The organism is Paraburkholderia hiiakae (assembly GCF_904848665.1).
GTDB lineage: Bacteria > Pseudomonadota > Gammaproteobacteria > Burkholderiales > Burkholderiaceae > Paraburkholderia > Paraburkholderia hiiakae.
This window is the reverse complement of sequence record NZ_CAJHCQ010000004.1, coordinates 347,642-371,303: the sequence shown is the minus strand read 5'-3', so window position 1 is coordinate 371,303 and position 23,662 is coordinate 347,642. Positions and strand designations below refer to the sequence as shown.

The following is a 23,662-nucleotide window of genomic DNA, read 5'->3' as shown; positions in this document are numbered from 1 at the left end:
CCCCGTGCCTATGCAGATTCGCCCGCCACAATCTGCCGCTAACGTCGATTTGCGACGTGTTCTTGTCGTTGCGCGACGCCGGCCTCATTTATCGACGACGAGGTCGGACAGCGGCTTCGAGCAGCACAGCAGGGCCATGCCTTGATCGATTTCGCGCTGGCGGATACCACCGCTATGCTTCATATCGACCTGCCCGGAAACGAGCTTGACCTTGCAGGTTCCGCACATGCCCTGGCTGCACGAGGAGGCTAGCCGTACGCCCGCTTGACGCGCTGCATCGAGCACGGTCTGTTGCGCACCGCATTGAATCTCGCGGCGACTCTTCGCGAAGGTGATCGTGAAGCTGGCGGTTTCTGCGGACGATTCCGATTCTGCCGGGGGGGATGCCGCCGGCGCATCGGCGTGCGCCGAAAGCGTTTCGAATGAAAAACTCTCTTCGTGATAGCGTTCGCGCGCGAAGCCGGCTTCGTCGAGCAGATCGCGCACGGCTTTCATATAGGGTGCGGGGCCACAGGTGAAGATTTCGCGCTCCATGAAGTCCGGAGCGATGAGCTTCAACAGCGGCAGGGAAAGAAAACCTGTGACGCCCGACCAGTCGGTGCGCGCCCCCACCCTTTCGCAGACGAACGACGTGCGGAAATTCGCGCGGCTCGAAGCAATCAGTTCCAGCTCGCGCGCGAAGATAATGTCGTCAGGCGTGCGGGCGCTGTGCACGAAAACGATATCGCGGTCCTCGGCGAGATCGTGATGCGCGCGGCTCATCGACATCAGCGGCGTCACGCCGGACCCCGCGGAAAGAAACAGATACTTCGGCGCGGGGTGACGCGCACAAGTGAATTCGCCGGCCGGTCCGAGCACGCGCAGCGAAACGCCTGGGCGCAGATTGTCGTGCAGCCAGTTCGACACCTTGCCGCCGGGCACCCGCTTGACCGTAATGGAAAGGGTATGAGGCCGCGCGGGCGACGACGAAATCGTATAGCAACGGTTGATGGGCTCGCCGTCGATCTCGAGTTCGAGCGTGAGGAACTGCCCCGGCTCGAACGAGAACGTGCGGCCCTGCGGCGAGCGCAGGAAAAAGCTCTTCACGTCGTGCGTTTCCTGCCATACGTGGCAGCACACGAGGGTTTCCTCGACCTCGCTCGTCCACCGCTCGGGCAACGCGCCCCAGAACGCCGGGCGCGTCACCCGGCTGTCGCTGGGATCGAGTGGATGGAATTGGGCCGCGTCTCGCATCATGTCAAACTCCGCTCTCTTTGCCGCATTTTTTGCTTTAAGCGCGTGCGTTATGCGCCAATCTGCCTGGCGAGGCGGCCGATATACCAGGCCGAGAACTTTTCGACGAGCCCTTCCGTGTACGGCGAATACGGGCCCGGCTCATACGCGCTGCTCGCCGCGCCGCGCTGCGAATACTCCACGAGCGTGCGATCCTGGTTGTTGGTCGCGTTCCACACGGCGGTGAGATTCTCCACGTCGTAGTCGATGCCTTCGCGCGCGTCCTTGTGAACGAGCCAGCGCGTGCGCACGAGTGTCTCGCCCGCGGAAAGCGGAATGACCGAGAACGACACGATGTGATCGCTCATGAAGTGATGCCACGAATTCGGCTGCGTCCAGAACGAGAGGCCGCCCAGATCGGCCGTGCGGAATTCGCCGAGCAGCTTCTTCGAGGCGACTTTCGCGTCCAGCGTTTGAGACTCGCCGCAGCGGTCGAGCGGCAGGCGTTGCGTGCGAAAACCCGTTACGTCCAGCAGTTTTTCGATTTCGACCGATGGCAGGTCCATCGCTTCCCACTGCTTCGCGCGCTCGTTGCAGGTGCGCTCGAACGCATCCATGCCTTCCGCGTTGGCGTCCGTGCGTGCGTAGCCAAAGCCGTATTCGTAGAGGGAAATGGTCAGCTCGGGGTGGTTCGCCACGCAGTGATAGCACTCGCGATTGTTTTCCATCACGAGCTTCCAGTTGCCCTTTTCGATGATGTCGACCTGCGCGGCGACCTTGCAGCCCGCCAGATCGTGCGGCAACAGATACGGCTCCATCTCGGCGCGCATGTCCGCGAAGTCGGCGGGCGGTTCTTCGGCGAGACACACGAAGATCAGGCCCGCGAGATTCTCCACATGCACGTTCTTGAGGCTGTGCTTGCAGCGGTCGAACTGCTCGCCCATGTGCTCGGCGAACATCAGCGCGCCGGTGAGGTTGTAGGTCCAGCTGTGATACGGGCAAACGATATTGCCCACCGATCCTTTGTCTTCGTTGCACAGACGCGCACCGCGATGGCGGCAAACGTTGTGGAACGCACGCACCTGCATGTCGTCGTCGCGCACGATCAGGATCGAGTCGCCCGCCAGATCGACGGTCACGTAGTCACCCGGCTCGGGAATTTCCGCTTCCGTGGCGACCTCGATCCAGTGCTGCCGGAAAATCGTCTCCATATCGAGCGCGAAAATCTCCTCGCTCAGGTAGAAAGGCGCCTCCAGGCTGTAACCCGCCTGACGCCGCTCGATCAGCGCGCGAATCTCTGCCGTTACTTTCATGTGTGCTCCGGATTTTTCATCCCAGTTCGTTGCCGACAGGCCAGCAAAATCAGTAGTCGATGAGTTGATGCTCCCGCAAATATGCGAGGATCACTTGTGCTTTTTCGACCGAACTCCCTTCAATTACGACGTTGCCGCCCCGGCTTTCGGTCGTGGTCGCCGACAGCATGCGCGCGTGGCCCGTGCGCTTCTCCGCCGCGGCTAGCCGCACCGGCTTGCGCTCGATCGGGCCAACAGTCCATGCGGCGGCTTCGGTGGAAACGGCTACGCTCGCGCCCGTCGCGCCCGACGCACGCTCGGACCGCACCGCGCCTGCACGCAGACGCGCGTAGGCATAACGAGGCTGGGCGCTCGCAAGCGGATGCACGGCGATGACGGCGGGCAGCGCCGTCTGCACGCGCCGGCGCAGCCCTTTGGGCAGGAACTGACGCACGACGGCGGCACGCGTGGCGACATCGACGTCGATGTCCACGGCGCTTCCCACCATCGGCACGCCAAGCGCTGCAGCCACGCGGTACGGCAGCATGCCGCTGTCGTGCGCCCCTTCGGCGCGCGTGCCCGTCAATATGAGGTCGTAACCGCGCACGCGTTCGGCGAGCAGGCGTGCCGCGTCGCCGGACGGCGTGCAGGCCAGCACCTCCACTTCGTGCGCGCCGAGCGCAAGGTATTCAGCGAGCGCGGGATCGGCGGCGTCGCCGGCATGCAGCACGTCGAGACGCGCGCGATGCCGCTCGGCGAGCGTGCGCGCAAGGTCGAGCGCGAGCGCGTCGTTGCGGCTATAGCGTGGTGCGCCGCTTACCGGGTGGCGCCCCACCGAAACGAGCACCGCGATGCGCTCGATTCCACGTTGAGGATCATGGCGCGCGTTCATGCGGCGACTCCTGCGGACTGGGTTTCGTGATGGACGGCGCTCGCCCCGCCCTGCGTTGCGCGTGCGGCTTGCACCTGTTCGATCAACGCGGCGATGGTGCCTTGCGCGTCGCCGACTACGGTCAGATTGGCGCGCTTTGCGATCGGCGCGCTGCCGTCCAGATTCACGGCGATCACATGGCGGCAATCCTTGATGCCCTGCAAGTGCTGCACGGCCCCCGAAATACCGAACGCGATATACACGCTCGCCTCGACCGTCTTGCCCGTTGCGCCCACCTGCTTGTCGCGCGTGAAGTGACCGTTGTCCACGGCCACGCGGCTCGCGCCGATTGCCGCGCCGAGTGCGCCAGCGAGCCGGCCGAACGCCGCAATGTCGGTCACGCCGTTGCCCGCCGAGACGATGAAATCGGCTTCTTCGAGCGCGACCTGGGCGGCGTCGATGGATTCGAGGCCGAGATCCCTGTATGACGACGCGAGGTCGTTAGCAGGCCGGATGAAATTGCCCGCAAGGCGTTCTCCCGCGCCGACGAATGGCAGCTTCGAATCGACGGCGTTCGCAGCGAGCAGGATCACGTCGGGCAGCGAACGCGCGGCCCACGCGCGCTTCGACTGCGCGTACACGCCTACATGCTTCGCATCGATCTCGACCACATGGGCCGCCGTGCTCGCGCCAGCACCGGCCGCGTAGCGGCGGCCGAGGTCGCCGTCACCATAAGCGTTGTCGGGCAGAAATATGTGCTTCGGGGCGAGCGCCGCCGCGCAGGCCTGCAGCGCGCGCAACTCGCTTTCCGGCGCGAACATGCGGCGCTCGAAACCGGGCATCTCGATCAGCTTGTCTACACCGAGCGCCCCAGCGTCGTTTTTCAGTTCGCCGAACACGAGCAGCGCCACTTCGGTTTGCGCATCGGCGAGTAGCGCGGCGGCGGCAATGGCCTGGCACGCGTGGTCGTCGAGCGCGCCCCGTTCGGCGTGGGCGACTACGAGCAGAAACTGATTTGGGTTACTAATCACACGGCGAGGCTTCGCAACGCCAGCATGCCCGTGTTGTGCCAGCCATTGCGCAGCGCTCGCATCCGCGCTGCCGGTCTCACCCAACGTGATGCGCCTGAGGCCCGCCGCCGTGACGACGAAAGGGCGGCGCGGATCGATTCGTTTGAGGGTATTCATCGATTCACTCCAGCGAGGCGGCCACGAGTTCGGCCACGTCGAGCACGTCCGGGCGCGGGCCCACCACGCCTTCGAACATGGCCGTGCATTGCGGGCAGGCCACGGCGACGACGTCGGCGTTGACTGCGCGCGCGTCGGCGATGCGGATGTCGGGAATGCGCTGCTTGCCGGGGATATCGGTGAGCGGCGCGCCGCCGCCGCCGCCACAGCAACGTGCGCGCATGCCGCTGCGCTCCATTTCCACGACCTTGATGCCGATGGTCTTGAGCAGCTTGCGCGGTGCTTCGGTTTCGCCGTTATAGCGGCCCAGATAGCAGGGATCGTGGTACGTCGTGCGCTTGTCGGCGAGCGCCTGCACGGCCTTCGGCGCGATGCGTCCGGTCGCGGCGAGTTCCGCGAGGTAGGTTGTGTGATGCAGCACCTCATAACGCCCGCCAAGTGCGCGGTACTCGTTACGCAGGCTGTGCATGACGTGCGGATCGGCGGTCACGATGCGCGCGAAGTTCAGCGTGGCGAGCGTCGTCATCATCTGCTTCGCCATGCGCTGGAACGTCGCTTCGTCGCCAAGGCGGCGCGCCACGTCGCCCGTGTCGGTTTCGCTCGCACCGAGCACCGCGTAGTTCACGCCCGCCTTGTTGAGCACCTTCACGAGCGCGCGCAGCGTGCGCTGATAGCGCATGTCGAACGCGCCCTCGCCCGCCACCACGAGCACGTCCACGCGCTTGCCCGGTTGCGCCACGGGCGCGTTGAGATCGACTGCCCAGTCGTAGCGCGCCGCCTTGTCGTAGCCGCCGGCCGTGCCCGTTTCGCGCAGATTGGCCAGCACTTCGGGACCTTTGCCCGGCACCTCGCCATGCACGAGTGTCTGGTTGCGGCGCATGTCGACAATCGCATCGACGTGCTCGATCAGCATGGGGCACTCCTGCACGCAAGCGCGGCAGGTGGTGCACGACCACAGCGTTTGCGCTTCGATCAGACCGGAAACGATCGGACCGTTCGGCGCGCCGCTATGCTGGCCAACCTCGATGCCGGGCGTGGGGCTGCCCGCATAAGCCGCGTCGGTACCGCCCGCCATGCCGACCACGAGATCCTGAATCAGCTTCTTGGGGTTGAGCGGCTGGCCCGAGGCGAATGCCGGGCACGCGGCTTCGCATTTGCCGCACTGCACGCAGGCATCGAAGCTCAGCAACTGATTCCAGCGAAACTCAACGGGTTTCGCCACGCCATATTCCTGCTTCTCTTCGATGTCGGGGAGCTTCAGCGCCGTAGGCGGCGTGGCCGTGCCGTTGCCGGTCCAACCCTCGCGCGTCGCTGAAAAGCGCTCCTGACGTGGATGGAACGCTAGATGCAGCAGTCCTGCAATCGCGTGCTTCATGGGGCCGCCCTTCGCTGCGCCAAACGTCATCGCGCACGCGCCAACGCCGATCAACACAGCGCAAAGCACCGCGAAGCCGCCCGACATGGCGCCCGCGGGCACCACCGTAAAGAGCGCCACGCCCAGCGCGAACGAACCGAGCAGCCACGGCAGCGTATTCCACGGTCCCCGCGAGAGACGCGCGGGGACATCTTTCGCGTGCCGGCGACGCCACACGAACACCGCGCCGATCAGCATGGCGAGCGCCGCGAGAAAGATCAGCTTGTCGAGCCACGGCGAATAAATCGCCAGCCCGTAGTTGACGAACACGAGCGCAAGCGCCGCGATCGCACCACCCGCCGTCGCGACGTGCGTCTTCGCGATATACGGGTCGCGTGCCACCACGTGGTGCAAATCGACGAAATAACGCTTCGGGATACTGAACAGCTTGCCGACGCCCACGGAGCTGGGTGAGGCGGCGCGCCCCACCCGCCAGAAAGCGGCACGCTTCGCGACCGCGAACGCGAGGCCCGCCATCGACATCCACAACAGCGCGGTAATGAGCCAGGTCGGATTCATGGTTCAGAAGTCCTTGGCGAGCCGCAGCGCGTCGTAAATCGCGCCGTGAATGTTGTGCAGGGAGATGCAGTCGCCCACGCGGAACAGCAGGAAACGGCCATTGCCGAGGTCTTCGGAAAGGCATGGCTGCGCCTCAGCCGCGAAGAGCTTGTGCACGTCCACCTGACCGCGATTGACCGATTCGGGCTTGAGTTTCCAGTACAACTCGTCGTTCGGCGTGCTGCCGTTTTCGATCACCACCTGATCGACGGCGCGCTCTTCCTGCTCCTCCGTGTACTCGTTGCGCAGCACGGCGATCTTCTTGTCATCTTCCTCATACACGCGATCGAGCCAATAGTTCGGCGTGTGAATCACGCCCTGCGCATAGAGGCGGCGATAGAAAATCGGGAACGTGGTGCCGCCCACGTCGTCGGCGACCTTGACGTCGGGCGTGACGATTTCGACCTTCGAGCCACGGCTCGAAATGAAGTCGGCGACGCCCGCGCCCGCATGCGTGCTCACGCCGTCGTAGACGAGCACGTTCTGCTTCGGCTCGACCTTGCCGCTCAGGATGTCCCACGCGCTCACGGCAAGCCCTTCTTCCACGCCCCAGGCCGGAACCTGCTGCGTGAAGCTCGACCCGCCGGTCGCGAGCACGATGATGTCGGGCTTTTCCGCAAGTATCGTTTTCTCGTCGGCGCTCACGCCAAGGCGGCGATCCACGCCAAGGCGCTTCGTCTCCATGTCGAACCAGCGCACGATGCCCGCCATCTGCTCGCGCTGCGGCGCTTTCGCTGCCAGCAGAATCTGGCCGCCCACGGCGTCGCTCTTTTCGAACAGCACCACGTCATGGCCGCGCAGCCGCGCTACGCGTGCCGCCTCCAGACCCGCAGGGCCCGCGCCGACCACCACGACTTTGCGCTTCGGGCCACGCGACTTTTCGATGACATGCGGCATGGTCGCTTCGCGCGACGTTGCGGCGTTCTGCACGCACAGCACATCGAGCCCGTTGTACTGGCGGTCGATGCAATAGTTCGCGCCCACGCACTGCTTGATTTCGTCTTCGCGGCCGTCGCGAATCTTGATGACCATATGCGGGTCGGCGATCTGCGCGCGCGTCATGCCCACGAGATCGACCATGCCGCTCGCGAGCAAACGCTCGGCCTGGCCCGCGTCGCGAATGCTCTGCGCGTGCATCACGGGCAGCTTGACCACCGACTTGATGCCCGCCGCGAGATGCACGAACGGCTCGGGCGGCAGCGCCATGGGCGGCATGCAGTTCGCGAGCGTGTTGTGCGTGTCCGCGCCGGAGCCAATCACACCGAGGTAGTCGATGAGGCCCGTTTCCGCCATCGCCTGCGCGATCTCCTTCAACTGCTCGTGATCGAGGCCATCTTCATGGAATTCGTCGCCGCACATGCGCAGGCCGACGCAAAAGTCCTTGCCCACCGCCTCGCGCACGGCCTTGAGCACTTCCACGCCAAAACGCAGCCGGTTTTCGAGCGAGCCGCCCCATTCGTCGGTGCGAAAGTTCGTGCGCGGGCTCCAGAATTGATCGATCAGATGCTGGTGCGCGGCGGAAATTTCGATGCCGTCCATGCCCGCGTCTTTCACGCGCTTCGCAGCGGCCGCAAAGTCGCCGATGATGCGGCGGATTTCCTCTACCTCGATGATCTTCGCGTTACCACGGTGCACGGGCTCGCGCACGCCCGAAGGCGACATCAAATGCGGCCAGTGCTCACCGTGAAAGGCGGAACGGCGGCCCATATGCGTGGCCTGGATCATGATCTTCGCGCCGTGGCGGTGCATGGCTTCGGCCAGACGCGCGAGCGGATCGATGATCTTGTCCGTGGCGAGGTTCACCGATTTCCACCAGCCCTGGGGACTGTCGATCGACACCGGGCTCGACCCGCCGCACACGGCGAGACCCACGCCACCCTTGGCCTTCTCCTCGTAATAGCGGATATAGCGGTCGCCCGGCAAGCCGCCCGGCTCCGCGTAGACTTCGGCGTGGGCCGTGCTGACGATGCGGTTGCGCAGCGTGAGCTGATTGAGCGTCAAGGGTTTGAACAAATTGGGGTAGCGCATCGCAGACGACCTCTGGCGTTCGTGTCTTTCGGTATGTCCTGTGTTACGGGGCGCGCGGCCGTTCAGGCGGCGATTGGCGAGACTTCGAATACGCAGTGCGGGTGGCCTTCGGCGGCGCATTGCACTTCCGTCGATCGCGCGCGCGGGGCGTTCTTGCCGCCTTCCGTGGTGTCATTCACCCAGTCCATCGCGCCCGCGAACCAGCCCGCGAACATGTAGCAGAGTTTGCCTTCCTTGCCCGGTTGCGCGAGCACGAAAGACGAATGGCGCAATTCGATCTTCGCGCGCGCCGTGGCCGGATCGGCTTCGCGTATCGTGAAGAGGCCCCAGCCGCGCTGCGAAAGACGCTTCAGGTAGTGTTCGAACACGGCCATGCCAGCAATGCCATGCTTTTCGGCTTCCTTCGCGCACCAGTGGTACGCCGACTTGTAGCCGGCCTTGTAGAGAATCTCGGCGTACACGTCACGACCCAGCGCCTCTTCCACGGCGGTGTGATTGTTGGTGAAGAAGTGACGCGGCACGTACAGCATCGGCAGCGCGTCCGTGGTCCAGACGCCGGTGGCGGGATCGACATCGATCGGCAGTTGCGGTTGCATTTCGTGGGGTTCCAGTGAATCAGTGAGCGAGTTTATTTAGGGTTTCTAATTAGTTACAGTGGCTGTTCCGTAATAACCGGTCAGGCCTGGCGATCAACCGCCCCAGACTTCGCCGAACACGCGCATCCAGTTCTCGCCCATCACCTTCTTGATGCGCGTCTCGCTCCAGCCTGCTTTTTGCATGGCGGCGGTGAGATTCGGGAATTCGCCGATCGTGCGGATGCCTTCCGGATTCACCACCTTGCCGAAATTCGTGAGGCGGCGATAACGACCCTTGTCGTGCGTGATCCAGTCGAAGAACTCAGTGCTGTAGCCCTGCGTGAAGTCCGTGCCGATGCCTACGCGGTCTTCGCCGATCAGATCGACTACGTATTCGATCGCTTCGAGATAATCCTCGACGGTCGAATCCGCGCCTTTCTTGAGGAACGGCGCGAACATCGTCACGCCCACGAAGCCGTTCGCATCGGCGATTTCCTTCAATTGCTCATCGGTCTTGTTGCGCGGATGCTCCTTGAGACCCGACGGACAGCAGTGCGAATACGTCACCGGCTTCTTCGAGCAGGCAATCGCATCCGACGAAGTCTTTCCGCCGACGTGCGAAAGATCGACCAGGATGCCCACGCGATTCATTTCCTGAATCACTTCGCGGCCATAGCCGGATAGCCCGCCGTCCGGCTCATAGCAGCCCGTACCCACGAGGTTCTGCGTGTTGTAGCAAAGCTGCACGACATTCACGCCGAGTTCCTTGAACACCTCGATATAGCCGAGGTTGTCCTCGAAGGCATAGGCGTTCTGGAAGCCGAAGATAATGCCCGTCTTGTTCTCTTTTTTCGCGCGCAGGATGTCGTCGGTCGTACGTACGAGCGTGAGGATCTCGCTGTACTCGCGAATCTGCTGCTTCATTTGCGCAATGTTGTCCACGGTCTTCTGGAAGTCCTCCCACACAGAAACCGTGCAGTTGACGGCAGTGACGCCGCCCTTGCGCATGTCTTCGAACACCGAACGCTCGAACTTCGAAATATTCAGGCCGTCGATGATGATGCTGTTGTCGTGCAGAGTGCTCATTAGCCGCTCCGGAACTCGCGAATGTAATTGAAAGGCGGTGGTGTGAAGAATCAGGCTTGCGTATAGATCGGGAACCGCTCGCACAGCGCGAAGATCTCGCGGCGCACGCGCTGCTCGGTGGCGGCGTCGCCTTCGGGGTGCGTGCGCAGCGCGTCGAACACGTCGAGAATCAGGCGGCCGATCTCGCGGAATTCCTCCACGCCAAAGCCGCGCGTCGTGCCCGCGGGAGTGCCCAGGCGAATGCCGGAGGTGACCGTGGGCTTTTCGGCGTCGAACGGAATGCCGTTCTTGTTGCAAGTGATGCCGGCGCGCTCCAGCGCCTGCTCGACCTGATTGCCCTTGAGGCCCTTGGGCCGCAGATCGACGAGCAGCAGGTGGTTGTCCGTGCCGCCCGTCACGAGGTCCACGCCGCCCGCCTTCAGCACCTCACCCAGCGCCTTCGCATTGGCGAGCACACTGTCGATATAGGTCTTGAAGCGCGCGTCGAGCGCTTCGCCGAACGCCACGGCCTTGCCGGCAATCACGTGCATGAGCGGGCCGCCTTGCAGGCCAGGGAAGACGGCCGAGTTGATCTTCTTTGCGATCTCCTCGTCGTTGGTCAGCACGAAGCCGCCGCGCGGGCCGCGCAACGTCTTGTGCGTGGTGGAGGTCACGACGTGCGCATGCTCGACGGGATTCTGGTGCCGCCCCGCCGCGATGATGCCCGCGATATGCGCCATGTCCACCATGAGCTTTGCGCCGACCGCGTCGGCGATCGCGCGAAAGCGCGCGAAGTCGAGCGCGCGCGGATAGGCGGAAAAGCCCGCGATGATGAGGCTCGGCTTGTGCTGCTGCGCGAGTTCTTCGACCTGGTCGTAGTCAATCAGCATGGTTTCGCGATTCACGCCGTACTGCACGGCGTTGAACCACTTGCCGGAGAGCGCCGGCTTGGCGCCGTGCGTGAGGTGGCCGCCCGCGTCGAGCGACATGCCGAGCACGGTGTCGCCAGGCTTGGCGAGCGCGAGCATGACCGAGCCGTTGGCCTGCGCGCCCGAATGCGGCTGCACGTTGGCGAAGCCGGCATTGAAAAGCTGCTTGATACGGTTGATGGCGAGCGCTTCCACCTCGTCGGCGAATTCGCAACCGCCGTAGTAACGCTTTCCCGGATAGCCTTCCGCGTACTTGTTGGTCAGCACCGAACCTTGCGCCTCGAGCACGGCGCGCGACACGATGTTTTCCGACGCGATCATTTCGACCTGCGACTGCTGGCGCTCGAGTTCTTTCAGGATGCTGCCGCGAACCGCCGGATCGCGCTGCGCCAGCGTTTGCGAAAAGAAAGGTTGAGTGTTCGACATAGGGCTTCCGTGACGATGAATGAAGGACTTCCTGCAATGCTAGAGGCCCCGTCGCGGCTGGCTTTACGGTGGTTGAACCGGCTGGGGACCGACGGTTCTATTCTTGTCGTTCGAATGGGCGCTCAACGTCGAAATTCAGACGCGTTCTTTTCCTTTTCCGCCATCCGCGTCCATTTTTCACAAGTGGCCCCGGCTGCGCCCGTTCACGGTGCGCCGTGCCCCATGTTTCCCAATCCGAATCATTTATCGTGCATCGCAGTGCACCATTCCCGCACCCTCGTCCTTTTTCCCGTGTTTGGCTTTTTTGTCCAGATGACTCAGGGTTTTGCCGCATGGCACACTGGACCCGCCAAATTCGAAAATTGCGGTAGCGTAGCCGCCCCCCGGCCTCACCGGGCCTCCACTGGGCATCAGGCTACCGATCACAAGGAATCGTCCCCCATGCTGCCGGATCGCACAGCGTCGTTAGCGCACTTCGCGTTCATGCCGCTGCCCGACTTCACGATGATCGCGTTCACGAACGCCATCGAAGTCCTTCGTATGGCTAACTACCTGAGCGGCCAGCCGCTTTACAGGTGGTCGATCATCAGCCCGGAGGGCGGTCCAGTCACGTCGAGCAACGGACTTTCCATCGACACTGGCCCGGCCGAATGTGTGGGGCAGCCCGATATCGTGTTCGTTTGCGGCGGCATCGACGTGCAGCGCGCCACCACGCCCGCTCATCTCGCTGCCTTGCGCCGCTTTGCGCGCATGGGTGTCGCGCTGGGCAGTCTTTGCACGGGGACCTATGCGCTCGCGAAGTCCGGTCTGCTGGCCGGGTATGCCTGCGCGATCCACTGGGAGAACATGTCGGCGCTGAAGGAAGAGTTTCCGTCCACGCGCTTTCTCAAGGAGCTGTTCGTGATCGACCGCGACCGTGTGACCTGCACGGGTGGCGTCGCGCCGCTCGACATGATGCTGCACCTCATCACGGCGCGCGTGGGCACCGCACGCGTAACGCAGATCGCCGAGCAGTTCGTGGTCGAGCATGTGCGCGATACCTCTGCCCAGCAGCGTATGCCGCTCGTTGCGCGGCTCGGTTCAGCGAACAAATCGCTCTTCGAAGTCATCTCGCTCATGGAGAACAATATCGAGGAGCCGCTTTCTCGCGAAGAGCTTGCGCGTCTTGCGAATATGTCGCAGCGGCAGTTGCAGCGGCTCTTTCATGAGCATCTTGGCATGACGCCGACGCATTACTATTTGACGCTGCGTCTGCGTCGTGCGCGCGAGTTGCTGTTGCAAACCGATATGTCGATCATGCAGATTACGATGGCATGTGGGTTTCAGTCGGCTTGTCACTTCAGCAAGAGCTATCGCGATGCGTTTGGTAGTGCGCCTACCGGTGAGCGGCGGAAGCGGATCGCGCCGCTTTCTGGTGTGGATGCGCCTGCTCTTTCGGCTGCACCAGTGCACGTTTGAAACTTGTTTTCGCGTCGGTATGCGAGCGTTGCCCCTGTGCGGGGCGGCACCTACTTTCTTTGCCGCGGCAAAGAAAGTAGGCAAAGAAAGCCGCTCACACCGCCAATGCCTGCCACGGTTCACCTCGCGCCACCACAGGTAGCGGCTCCGGAGCGTCTGTCACCTCGCACCACCAAACTTAGTGACAAAGGGCTCATCCATCCCGCTGCTCGCTACGCGCGCAGCGGTCGGGTCTGCAAGGGAAACCAATGGGATGGGTGAATACCGGCGAGAACTCACGCGCCCCAACGGTTTTGGGTTATGCCCTTCGGCGCGCGTAGCGCCGCCGGAAGGATGAGCGCCTTGTCACTCCGGTTGGGGGCGAGTGGCGACAGACGCTCCGGAGCCACTGGCAGTAACGGCCAGAGGTGAACCGTGGCAGGCACTGGCGGTGTGAGCGGCTTTCTTTTGCCTACTTTTCTTTGCCGCTGCAAAGAAAAGTAGGTGCCGCCCCGCACAGGGGCAACGCTCGCAGACCGCCGCGAATACAAGCAAGCCCCAAAGCGGCAAGCAGCCAAAACAAACCTAAGCCGCAAGCAACCCATGCGGATCAATCACAAACTTACGGGGCGCGCCCCCATCGAACTTCTTATAGCCCTCAGGCGCCTCATCGAGAGAAATCACCGACACATTAACGATCTTCGCAATCGGCAACCGGTCAAACAAAATAGCCTGCATGAGATTGCGGTTGTACTTGAGCACGGGCGTTTGCCCGGTATGGAACGTATGCGACTTGGCCCAGCCAAGCCCGAAGCGAATGCTCAGACTGCCATGCTGCGCGGCCACGTCACGCGCGCCCGGATCGTCGGTCACGTAAAGGCCTGGAATGCCGATCATGCCCGCGGGCCGCGTAATTTCCATCAGCGAATTGAGCACTGTAGCCGGCGCTTCCTCCGAGTGACCGGAAGCGCCATGCCCGTGCGCTTCGAAGCCCACGCAATCCACAGCGCAATCGATTTCCGGCTTGCCAAGAATCTGTTCGATCTGCTCGCCGAGCGTCGCGTCCTTCGAAAGATCCACGACTTCGAAGCCCATCGCCTTCGCATGAGCGAGACGCTCCGCATTGATGTCGCCGACGATCGTGCACGCCGCGCCGAGCAGGCGCGCCGAAGCCGCCGCCGCCATCCCGACCGGCCCCGCGCCCGCGATATAAACGGTCGAGCCCGGTTTCACGCCCGCGGTCACCGCGCCGTGATAGCCCGTGGGCAGAATATCGGAGAGGCACGTGAGGTCGCGGATCTTCGACATGGCTTGATCGCGGTCCGGGAACTTCAGCAGGTTGAAATCGGCATACGGCACGAGCACATATTCAGCCTGGCCGCCGATCCAACCGCCCATGTCGACGTAGCCATAAGCCCCGCCCGCGCGCGCGGGATTCACGTTCAGGCAAACGCCCGTGTGCTGCTCGCGGCACATCGCGCAGCGCCCGCAGGCCACATTGAACGGCACCGAAACGAGGTCGCCGAGTTTCAGCGTTTCGACGTCGTTGCCCACTTCCACCACTTCGCCAGTGATTTCGTGGCCCAGCACGAGACCGACGGGCGCCGTCGTCCGTCCGCGCACCATATGCTGGTCCGAGCCGCAGATGTTCGTGCTGACCACTTTGAGAATGACGCCATGGCCGATCGAGCGCCCGCTCGGATCGACCATCTTCGGATACGCGATGTTCTGCACCTCGACCTTGCCCGGCCCTTGATACACGACGCCTCGATTACCGCTCATCTCGCTGTCTCCTGTTCGATGCAGCTCGCAACGCTGCTCACTAGTTGGCGTTGCCTCGCGCGGGCTCTCGCGTGAGGTAACGATGCTTCGAGCGTAGCCTGCCCGCCGCATACGACGATGTGCAAAAAACGACGCGCCTTTGCTTGGCGCCGACATCGGGCTACGCGTCGCGCCCGCTACGCCTGCCCGCCCCCGTCAGCGCGAATCCATTGGCGATAGTCGGCGCGGGTCCAGTCGAGCGCCACGCCCACGCGCCGCGTGCCGGGCCGGATCTTCGGCTTGTGCACCGCGAGCCTGAGCGTTTCCAGCGCGGGCCATTCGCGAAACGAAAACGCCGCAATGTCCGCCACCAGCGTTTCGAGCAGCCGTGTGTGCGGCTTGCGCCCGAGAAAGTCGGCCAGACGTGTGCAATAGCCGTCGTAGTCGATCCAGTCGCCCGCTTCACCCGCTGCGCTCTTTTCTCGCGGCATACAGCGATAGCCAAGCTGCGCGTCGATCACGAGTGGCTGCGGCGCGCCGTGCTCGTGCGGATAAATGCCGACGCGCGCCGGCACGCTCAACGCTTCGACGAACACGCTCCAGCCGCGCCCGCGTGGCTCGTCATGCGGCCGGAGCGCACCCATCGCACCCACCGCACCCAGCGCCGGTTCGAACGCCGCATCGACGACCTTCATGGCGCGACCGACGCTGCGGCGTCGACCATGATGCGGCAAAAATAATCGGCGAAACTGCGGCGCACGACGATTTCGAAGTGGTCGTCACCGGTGGGAATCAGCACGATCGATGCCTTGAAATACACGCTCTGCGCGCATTGCCCCGGTTTGAACAGGCGCGGATGCAGATCGAGCGGACAGCCGCGCGAGAGCACGTCCCGCGCTCGCGTGCCTTCGATTTCGACCACGGTGTTGCCGCTGCCGATGTCCACGGCCGCCGCATAGGCGTCGCCGAGCACGGCGGTGAGCTTCGCTTCGAGCATGCCTGTTTGAACCGGGGCGAGCGAGCGCACGAGCCATTCATCGGGCCCGAGCCAGAGCACGTCGTAGTGGTCGCTGCGCGCGACGGTGTTCGGCGCGGCGGGCGGCTCGCAGCCCACTACGCCTGCGAACGCCGCGACGAACGCCGGGTCACTCAATTCGCCGCGTACGTTCACGAGGTCACGGAACGGCAGCTCGCGCATGGCGAACGCCTTCGAGGCGCGACCCTCCTGCGCCTTGATCAGATCCGCCGCACCGACGAGCGGCGACTCAAGGCGCACACCGACAACACGCTCCGCGACCGGCAGGGGGTCCTTCGTTTCATTCAACATGCTGACGCACTCCTTCCGTGTCGTAGAAAATCGGGCTCGCGATCTGCGCTTTTACGCGTCGGCCATCGGCCATGGGTATCACCACGTGCTCGCCTATCTTGTTCAAGCCGCCCTTCACCACCGCGAGCGCGATGGAACGCTCGAGGATCGGGCTGTAATAGCTCGACGTGACGTGGCCGATCATCGGCGTCGTGCCGTCGGGCCGCGCTTGCACGTCGGGCGCGACGATCTGGCCGCCTTCAGGCAAGACGTATTGCGCGTCATCTGTTAGTAGTCCGACAAACTGCTTGCGGTTTTCCTTCGCGGTGTCCGAGCGCTTGAGCGAGCGGCGGCCAAGGAAGTCCTTCGTCTGCGAGACGAGACCGCCCATGCCGAGGTCGAATGGCGTAACCGACCCGTCCGTATCCTGGCCCACGATGATGTAGCCCTTCTCCGCGCGCAATACGTGCATCGTTTCCGTGCCGTAAGGCGTGATGTCGAATTCGGCGCCCGCTTCCATCAACGCTTCCCACACGGCGCGGCCCGCATTGGCCGGCACGTTCACCTCATAGGCCAACTCGCCCGAGAAGCTGATGCGCATGACGCGCGACTTCACACCCGCGACCGTGCCATTGCGATACGACATGAACGGGAATGCGGCGTTGTCGAAGTCGATGTCCTTGCACACCTTCTGCAGCACCTTACGGCTCTTTGGGCCGACCACGGCGAACGTCGCCCAATGGTCGGTGACGGAAGCCAGACGCACCTTCATATCGGGCCATTCGGTCTGCAGCCAGCGTTCGAGCCACGTGAGCACGCGCGCGGCGCCGCCCGTGGTGGTGGTCATCATGTAGTGCTGCGGGCCGAGGCGTACGGTCACGCCGTCGTCGAACACCATGCCGTTTTCGTCGAGCATCAGGCCGTAGCGGCACTTGCCCACTTCGAGCTTGAGCCACGGGTTCGTGTAGACCCAGTTGAGCAACTTCGCGGCGTCGGGGCCTTGAATATCGATCTTGCCCAGCGTGGAGGCATCGAGAATGCCCACGCTGTTGCGCACCGCAAGGCACTCGCGTTTCACGGCTGCGTGCAGATTCTCGCCGCTCTTCGGGTAGTACCACGGGCGCTTCCAGTTGCCCACGTCCTCGAACGCCGCGCCATGCTGCACATGCCATTCGTGAATGCAGGTCTTGCGGATCGGGTCGAGCAGGTCGCCGAGTTCGCGCCCCGCGAACGTACCGAACGTGACGGGCGTGTAGTTCGGGCGGAACGTCGTCGTGCCCGTTTCGGGAATCGTCTTGCCGAGCGCGCTGGCGAGAATCGCCATGCCGTTGATATTGCCGAGCTTGCCCTGGTCCGTGCCGAAGCCCATGGCCGTATAGCGCTTGACATGCTCGACCGACTCGAAGCCTTCGCGTGCTGCGAGCAGAATGTCCGCCGCCGAAACGTCGTTCTGGAAGTCGACGAACTGCTTTGGCCCGCGCGCCGCCTCCTTGCGGCTGCCGACGAGCCACAGCGCCTCCAGCGGCGTTTCCGCGACCTCGGCGGCCTTCGGCACGACGGGCCGCTTGAACGGCAAGCCGAGCGACTTCACCGCGTCGATGCCGCCGTCCACACCCTGCGTGAGCGCACGGGCAAGGCCGAATTCGCCCACCGCCGCGCCAACGCTCACTTCCTCCTGCACGCGCTTGCCCGGCATGAAGCAAGCCTTCGCGTCGCTCCAATGCGCCTTGCCGCCCGACTGCGCGAAAAGGTGCAGCACGGGGCTGAAGCCGCCCGACACCGCAACGAGATCGCATGCGAGCGTGTCCTGCTGTGCGCCGGTCTGGCCGTTCGTGTAGCCGACCACATCGACCGAACTCACGCGCTCTTTGCCATGCGCGCAGTTGATGGCGGCGTTGTACATCACCTTCACGCCCTGGCGGCGCGCGGCGGCCTGTAATGCGCCGTTGCCTTGCGTGCGCGAATCGACGACGGTGACGGTCGCGCCGCATGCCTTCAGGTCGAGCGCGCAGCGGTAGCCCGCGTCGTTGTTCGTGAACACGACCGCATTGCGGCCCGGCAGCACACCATAGCGATGGATATACGTCGATACCGCCGAGGCCATCATGATGCCCGGCAGATCGTTGTTGCCGAACACGATGGGACGCTCATGCGCACCCGTTGCGAGAATCACGCGCTTCGCACGGATTTTCCACAAGAGCTCGCGCGTACCCTGACGCGTGGACACCGGCAGATGCTCCGTCAAACGCTGCGTGACGGTCACGAGATTGTGGTCCTGATAGCCGAAAGCCGTGCTGCGCGAAAGGATCTTCACGTCGGGCATTTGCTTGAGTTCGGCTTCGATCTTCTCGACCCAATGGAGCGCGGGACGGCCGTCGATATCGGCCTTGCACGACAGCAGGCTGCCGCCCAGTTCGCGCTGGTCGTCCACGAGAATCACGCGTGCGCCGCTCGCGCCCGCCGTATGCGCAGCCGCGAGGCCGGCAGGGCCGCCGCCGACCACGAGCACGTCGCAATGCGCGAAGCATTTGTCGTAGCGGTCGGCGTCGCGCACTTCGGGCGCTTTGCCGAGACCCGCGGCGTCGCGAATCTTTTCCTCGTATTTCGGCCACCATTTGCGCGGCCACATGAAGGTCTTGTAATAGAAGCCTGCCGGCAAAAAGCGCGAGAACTTCTGGTTGATCGCCATGCGATCGTTTTCGAGGCTAGGCTCGGCGTTCACGCTCGTCGCAATGAGCCCCTGATAAAGCTCGACTTCGGTCGCGCGTGCATTGGGCACCGTATGCGCGCCGCGCTCCAGTTGCACGATGGCGTTGGGCTCGGCCACGTCCGCCGTCATAATGCCGCGCGGGCGATGGTACTTGAAGCTGCGCGCGACGAAATGCACGTCGTTGGCGAGCAGCGCTGAGGCGAGCGTGTCGCCCTGGAAGCCTTGATACGTGCGGCCGTTGAACGTGAAATTCAGCGGAATCGCGCGGTTGACGCGCCCACCGGCGCCCAAGCGGTTCTTCTGGCTCATCGCTGCGTGCTCCCTTGCTTGTTGCCTTGCGCCTCATTTGGCGCGCCGAAAGTCTCGTAACGCTGAATCTCATAGGTGACGGTGTCGCGCGTCGCCTTGAACCAGCGGCGGCACCCCTGCGCGTGCAGCCACTGCTCCTTGTGCACGCCGCGCGGGTTGTGACGCATGAAGAGGTAGTCGCCCCATTCCTCGTCGGTGAGTTTGTCGGTGTCGAGCGGACGCGCGATGTCGGCTTCGCCGCCGCACGTGAACTCGACTTCGGCGCGGGGACCGCACCACGGGCATTCGATCAGCAACATGTTGTGGTCTCCTTTAGTGCGCGACAGCGGCTGCGCCGTGTTCGTCGATCAGATGGCCGGTATAGAAGCGGTCCAGCGAGAACGGCGCATTCAGCGGATGCGGCTCGTCCTTCGCAATGGTGTGCGCGAACACCCAGCCCGAGCCCGGCGTCGCCTTGAAGCCGCCGGTGCCCCAGCCGCAGTTGAAATAGAGACCCTTCACATCGGTCTTGCTGATGATCGGGCAGGCGTCCGGAGAGACATCGACGATGCCGCCCCACTGCCGGTTCATGCGCACGCGCGAGAACACCGGGAACATTTCGACGATGGCCTGCAGCGTGCCTTCGATGATGTGGAAGCTGCCGCGCTGGCCAAAGCCCGTGTACTGGTCCACGCCCGCGCCGATCACAAGATCGCCCTTGTCGGACTGGCTGATATAGGCGTGCACCGCATTCGACATGATGACGGTGTTGACCACCGGTTTAATCGGCTCCGAAACCAGCGCCTGAAGCGGGTGGCTTTCGAGCGGCAGACGCACGCCGGCCATGTCCGCGAGCGTCGTGGTGTTGCCCGCCGCCACCACGGCGACCTTCTTCGCCTTGATGAAACCCTTAGACGTATCCACGCCCGTGACGCGCGCACCGTCGCGGCGAATGCCCGTCACCTGGCAGTTCTGAATGATGTCCACGCCGTGCTGGTCCGCGCCGCGCGCAAAGCCCCATGCCACGGCGTCGTGGCGCGCCACGCCCGCGCGGCGCTGGATCGAGGCGCCCAGCACGGGGTAGCGGCTGTTCAGGTTGATGGTCGGCTCGATTTCCTTGATCTGCTCGGGCGTGAGGAATTCGGCGTCCACGCCGTTCAGGCGGTTCGCGTTCACGCGGCGCTCGGTGTCGCGCACGTCCTGCAGCGTGTGCGCGAGATTCATCACGCCGCGCTGGCTGAACATCACGTTGTAGTTGAGATCCTGTGAGAGCCCTTCCCAGAGCTTCATCGCCTTTTCATAGAGCGCCGCCGACTCGTCCCACAGATAGTTCGAGCGTACGATAGTCGTGTTGCGCGCCGTATTGCCGCCGCCGATCCATCCCTTCTCCAGAATCGCGACGTTTTTCACGCCGTGTTCTTTCGCGAGGTAATAGGCCGTTGCGAGACCATGGCCGCCGCCGCCGACGATCACCACGTCGTACTCCTTTTTCGGCTCCGGGCTTCTCCACTGCCGCTCCCAGTTCTCGTGATACGACAACCCATTGCGGAACAGACTGAATATCGAATAGCGGCTCATCTCGCAGACCCCTTATTGCGCGTTACCATTAGCTTTCGTTAGCACTCGATGACGTTCACGGCGAGACCACCGCGCGACGTCTCCTTGTATTTCGTCTTCATGTCGGCGCCCGTTTCGCGCATCGTCTTGATGACGTTGTCGAGCGTGACGTAATGCTCGCCGTTGCCCTTGAGCGCCATGCGCGCGGCGTTGATCGCCTTGATCGCGCCCATCGCGTTGCGTTCGATGCACGGAATCTGCACGAGGCCGCCCACGGGGTCGCAGGTCATGCCGAGGTTGTGCTCCATGCCGATTTCGGCGGCGTTCTCCACCTGAGCCGGCGTGCCGCCCATCACGGCCGCGAGCGCCGCCGCGGCCATCGAGCACGCCACGCCCACTTCGCCCTGGCAGCCCACTTCCGCTCCCGAAATCGACGCCGTTTCCTTGTAAATGATGCCGATAGCCGCAGCCGTGAGCAGGAAGTTGGCGATGCCGTCTTCGTTGGCGCCCGCAACGAACTTCACGTAGTAGTGCAGCACTGCGGGAATCACGCCGGCCGCGCCGTTCGTGGGCGCCGTGACGACGCGGCCACCCGCGGCGTTCTCCTCGTTCACGGCCATCGCGTAGAGGTTGACCCAGTCGAGCATGGAAAGCGGATCGCGCAGCGACTCTTCCGAGCGCGAACGCAGATGCACCGAGAGATCGGCGGCGCGGCGCTTCACCTGCATCGGGCCGGGCAGCTCGCCGTGCATCTTGCAGCCGCGCTCCACACAGGCGGCCATCGCGCGCCAGATCACGAGCAGCCCTTCGCGCACGTCTTCCGGCGAGCGTGCCGCGCACTCGTTTGCCAATGTGACTTCGGCGATCGAACGCCCGCTTTCGTTGCACACGCGCAGCAGGTCATCGCCCGTGCGGAACGGATACGGCACGTCGCGTCCGCTGCGCACGCCGTTGACCCGGTCTCCGTCCCGGTTCACGACGAAGCCGCCGCCTACCGAGTAGTACTCCTTTTCAACGAGCAACTGCCCGTTTTCGTCGAAGGCCTGAAAACGCATGCCGTTCGGATGCAGCGTGTTCGCGCCGCTCATCGTCCTGCGAAAGAAACCAATGCACTCCTTTTCGTCGAAGCGGATGGTCTGCTTGCCGAGCAGCACGAGCATCTTCTCGCGGCGAATGGCGGCGAGGCGCGGCTCGATCCGGTCGGGATCGACCGAGTCGGGCAGATTGCCTTCGAGGCCGAGCAGCACGGCCTTGTCGGTGCCGTGGCCCTTGCCCGTCGCGCCGAGCGAGCCGTACAGCTCGACTTTGACGCGGCGCACAAAGGCGAGCAGATTGGCGTCCTCGACATGGGATGCAAAGCGGCACGCGGCGACCATCGGGCCGACCGTATGCGAGCTGGACGGACCGATTCCGATCTTGAACAAGTCGAAAACGCTGACGTTCATCTGACTTCCCTTCGCGCTGAGCGCATGGATGAGCTTGAGTGCAAGTAGACCAAAGAGGTCATGGCAGCCGATAGAACAAAAACGCCATCGCCGTTGGACGGCCTCGCCAGCCGTGGCTTCGGGCGACTCCGGCGGACGTTATGCCGGGGTTTTACTGGGGGTTTTCCCGAGGTTTTGTGGCGGAGAAACACCCGCCTGCACGGTCAGAACGAATGTCGCAAGCCGACACGCACGTCGGCCTGCGTGGTGGTGGAAGACGGCGTGAAGCTGTAGCCGATCACCGCGTCCACGCCCTGCGAGGCCTTCAGCCAGTCGCCCGAGAGATAAACGTCGGTGGTCTTCGAAAGCAGGTAATGCAGGCCCGCCGAAAGCTGGTTCCAGTGGTGGCCGTCGAAGTGCGTGTACTGATAACCGCCCGCCACGCTGAACGCGGGCGTGACCTGCCAGTTGGCGCCGCCTTCGCCCACCTGCATGTGTTCGCTCTCGCCAAATGCCTTGATCTGCGTGTACGTGAAAGCGCCCATCAACGTGACGTCGCCGATGGCGTAGCTCGCGCCCGTGCCGAAGGTCGCCTGCTTGTCCACGGGGAACGGCGTCTCGCTATAGAGCGAGCTGACTGCGCCCGTGGCGGGATCGACGCTGACGGTTGGCCTGCCAAAGAACGTGCGCACGCCGATCATGTTGTACGGGTCGAACGCGTAAATGCCGGATGGGTTGTTGAGCTGGGTGTAGGCCGTGCCCATCGCGAACGGGCCGTTCTGGTACTGCGCGCCCACGCTCCAGGCGCTGCCGGTGTGAAAGTCGCCGGGTGTGTTGCTGAACGAGTACATGCCGCCGAACTGGAATCCGCCGAACGTGTTCGACATGAACTTCACGGCGTTCGGCAGATGGTCGCCGTTCATGCGGTCGAAGTCGCCCTGGTTGATCGCGTAGCCGCTTGCCCACGCCGTGACGTTGTACAGGTACACGAACTCCTGCGTCATGTCGGCCTGATTGCCGAGCGTGAGCGTGCCCCAATCGTTCTGGAGTCCGACATAAGCGAGGCGGCCGAAAAGCGAGCCGCCGTTGGCGATCTGCCCATTGCCAAGGTGAAAGCCGCTCTCCAGCTGGAACACGGCCTTCAGCCCACCGCCGAGATCCTCGGTGCCCTTGAGCCCCCAGCGGTTCGCCTGCGCAATGCCGTCGTCGAATTTCACTTGATGCGAGCCGCCCGCGTTGCTCACATACGTCACGCCCGCGTCGATGATCCCGTACAGGGTGACGCTGCTTTGGGCATGACATGCGTTCGAAACAGCGCTCAATGCCATCGCAATGCCGCTCAGTGCCACCGCATTCAGTTTTCTCATGGTGTCGGGTCTCTCTGGTCTGGCGATACAGGTTGTCGAGCCGCGCGGGGCACGTGTGACGCCTTGCGCGGTGGATCAAAACGTACAAGTCCAAATCTCACCCGACTTGCGCAGACACGACACGCGCTGGCGCTAACGCGACACGCTCACAGCGAAAAAACCCCCGCAAAACAGGCGCAATCCGTTATGTGGCGGGCCCTGCGAGGGATTCCGGGGAGGCGATCATTGGTAATCCGACGCGGACTTTGTAAAATC

The 23,662-nt window shown here is 63.6% G+C and carries 18 protein-coding genes; 1 reads left to right on the top strand and 17 read right to left on the bottom strand.

The annotated features are described in order from the left end of the window. Nucleotides 1–84: 84 nt before the first annotated feature. The 9 genes from JMY28_RS10885 to JMY28_RS10845 form a co-directional block, all read right to left on the bottom strand. Nucleotides 85–1,236 (bottom strand): hybrid-cluster NAD(P)-dependent oxidoreductase, encoded by a 1,152-nt coding sequence (locus JMY28_RS10885; RefSeq protein ID WP_201695896.1) that lies wholly within the window; start codon nt 1,234–1,236, stop codon nt 85–87. A 47-nt stretch (nt 1,237–1,283) separates the two neighbouring features. Then, entirely contained in the window at nt 1,284–2,525 is a 1,242-nt protein-coding gene (locus JMY28_RS10880; protein WP_201695895.1) for an aromatic ring-hydroxylating oxygenase subunit alpha, read from the bottom strand. A gap of 49 nt (nt 2,526–2,574) precedes the next feature. Next, complete coding sequence (locus JMY28_RS10875) at nt 2,575–3,396, bottom strand: electron transfer flavoprotein subunit beta/FixA family protein (protein ID WP_201695894.1); 822 nt, start codon at nt 3,394–3,396, stop codon at nt 2,575–2,577. Next, nucleotides 3,393–4,562, bottom strand: a complete 1,170-nt coding sequence (locus JMY28_RS10870; RefSeq protein ID WP_201695893.1) for an electron transfer flavoprotein subunit alpha/FixB family protein — start codon at nt 4,560–4,562, stop codon at nt 3,393–3,395. Before JMY28_RS10870 ends, JMY28_RS10875 begins: the two co-directional genes overlap by 4 nt. Nucleotides 4,563–4,566: 4 nt before the next feature. Then, nucleotides 4,567–6,495 (bottom strand): (Fe-S)-binding protein, encoded by a 1,929-nt coding sequence (locus JMY28_RS10865; protein WP_201695892.1) that lies wholly within the window; start codon nt 6,493–6,495, stop codon nt 4,567–4,569. 3 nt (nt 6,496–6,498) lie between these two features. After that, nucleotides 6,499–8,562 carry an NADH:flavin oxidoreductase gene (locus JMY28_RS10860; protein ID WP_201695891.1) on the bottom strand — a complete coding sequence of 688 codons (2,064 nt, stop codon included), beginning with the start codon at nt 8,560–8,562 and terminating at the stop codon, nt 6,499–6,501. A 62-nt stretch (nt 8,563–8,624) separates the two neighbouring features. Next, on the bottom strand, nt 8,625–9,158 hold the full coding sequence (locus JMY28_RS10855; RefSeq protein ID WP_201695890.1) for a DUF5943 domain-containing protein: 534 nt from the start codon (nt 9,156–9,158) through the stop codon (nt 8,625–8,627). Between the two features lie 93 nt (nt 9,159–9,251). Further along, the gene (locus JMY28_RS10850) at nt 9,252–10,274 is read right to left on the bottom strand and encodes a dipeptidase (RefSeq protein WP_268960631.1); all 1,023 of its coding nucleotides are present in this window, start codon (nt 10,272–10,274) and stop codon (nt 9,252–9,254) included. Beyond that, nucleotides 10,274–11,557: a serine hydroxymethyltransferase gene (locus tag JMY28_RS10845; protein ID WP_201695888.1), complete on the bottom strand. Its 1,284-nt coding sequence runs from the start codon at nt 11,555–11,557 to the stop codon at nt 10,274–10,276. The genes JMY28_RS10850 and JMY28_RS10845 overlap by 1 nt, the downstream gene beginning before the upstream one ends. Nucleotides 11,558–11,998: 441 nt before the next feature. On the opposite strand from JMY28_RS10845, the gene JMY28_RS10840 reads away from it, so the two are divergent. Then, entirely contained in the window at nt 11,999–13,015 is a 1,017-nt protein-coding gene (locus tag JMY28_RS10840; protein WP_201695887.1) for a GlxA family transcriptional regulator, read from the top strand. Nucleotides 13,016–13,579: 564 nt separating this feature from the next. Here JMY28_RS10840 and fdhA read toward each other — a convergent pair. The 8 genes from fdhA to JMY28_RS10800 form a co-directional block, all read right to left on the bottom strand. Next, on the bottom strand, nt 13,580–14,776 hold the full coding sequence (gene fdhA, locus JMY28_RS10835; protein ID WP_201695886.1) for a formaldehyde dehydrogenase, glutathione-independent: 1,197 nt from the start codon (nt 14,774–14,776) through the stop codon (nt 13,580–13,582). Nucleotides 14,777–14,952: 176 nt separating this feature from the next. Next, nucleotides 14,953–15,450, bottom strand: a complete 498-nt coding sequence (locus JMY28_RS10830) for a dihydroneopterin aldolase (protein WP_201695885.1) — start codon at nt 15,448–15,450, stop codon at nt 14,953–14,955. Continuing rightward, a complete protein-coding gene (locus JMY28_RS10825) occupies nt 15,447–16,082 on the bottom strand; it encodes a sarcosine oxidase subunit gamma (protein WP_201695884.1) in 636 nt (211 codons plus the stop codon). The genes JMY28_RS10830 and JMY28_RS10825 overlap by 4 nt, the downstream gene beginning before the upstream one ends. After that, on the bottom strand, nt 16,072–19,080 hold the full coding sequence (locus JMY28_RS10820) for a sarcosine oxidase subunit alpha family protein (RefSeq protein ID WP_201695883.1): 3,009 nt from the start codon (nt 19,078–19,080) through the stop codon (nt 16,072–16,074). Before JMY28_RS10820 ends, JMY28_RS10825 begins: the two co-directional genes overlap by 11 nt. Next, nucleotides 19,077–19,379, bottom strand: a complete 303-nt coding sequence (locus tag JMY28_RS10815; protein WP_201695882.1) for a sarcosine oxidase subunit delta — start codon at nt 19,377–19,379, stop codon at nt 19,077–19,079. Before JMY28_RS10815 ends, JMY28_RS10820 begins: the two co-directional genes overlap by 4 nt. Nucleotides 19,380–19,392: 13 nt before the next feature. After that, a complete protein-coding gene (locus JMY28_RS10810) occupies nt 19,393–20,637 on the bottom strand; it encodes a sarcosine oxidase subunit beta family protein (protein WP_042260300.1) in 1,245 nt (414 codons plus the stop codon). 38 nt (nt 20,638–20,675) lie between these two features. Then, nucleotides 20,676–22,061 (bottom strand): L-serine ammonia-lyase, encoded by a 1,386-nt coding sequence (locus tag JMY28_RS10805; RefSeq protein WP_201695881.1) that lies wholly within the window; start codon nt 22,059–22,061, stop codon nt 20,676–20,678. Nucleotides 22,062–22,264: 203 nt separating this feature from the next. Beyond that, on the bottom strand, nt 22,265–23,407 hold the full coding sequence (locus JMY28_RS10800) for a porin (protein WP_201695880.1): 1,143 nt from the start codon (nt 23,405–23,407) through the stop codon (nt 22,265–22,267). Between the last annotated feature and the right edge of the window lie 255 nt (nt 23,408–23,662).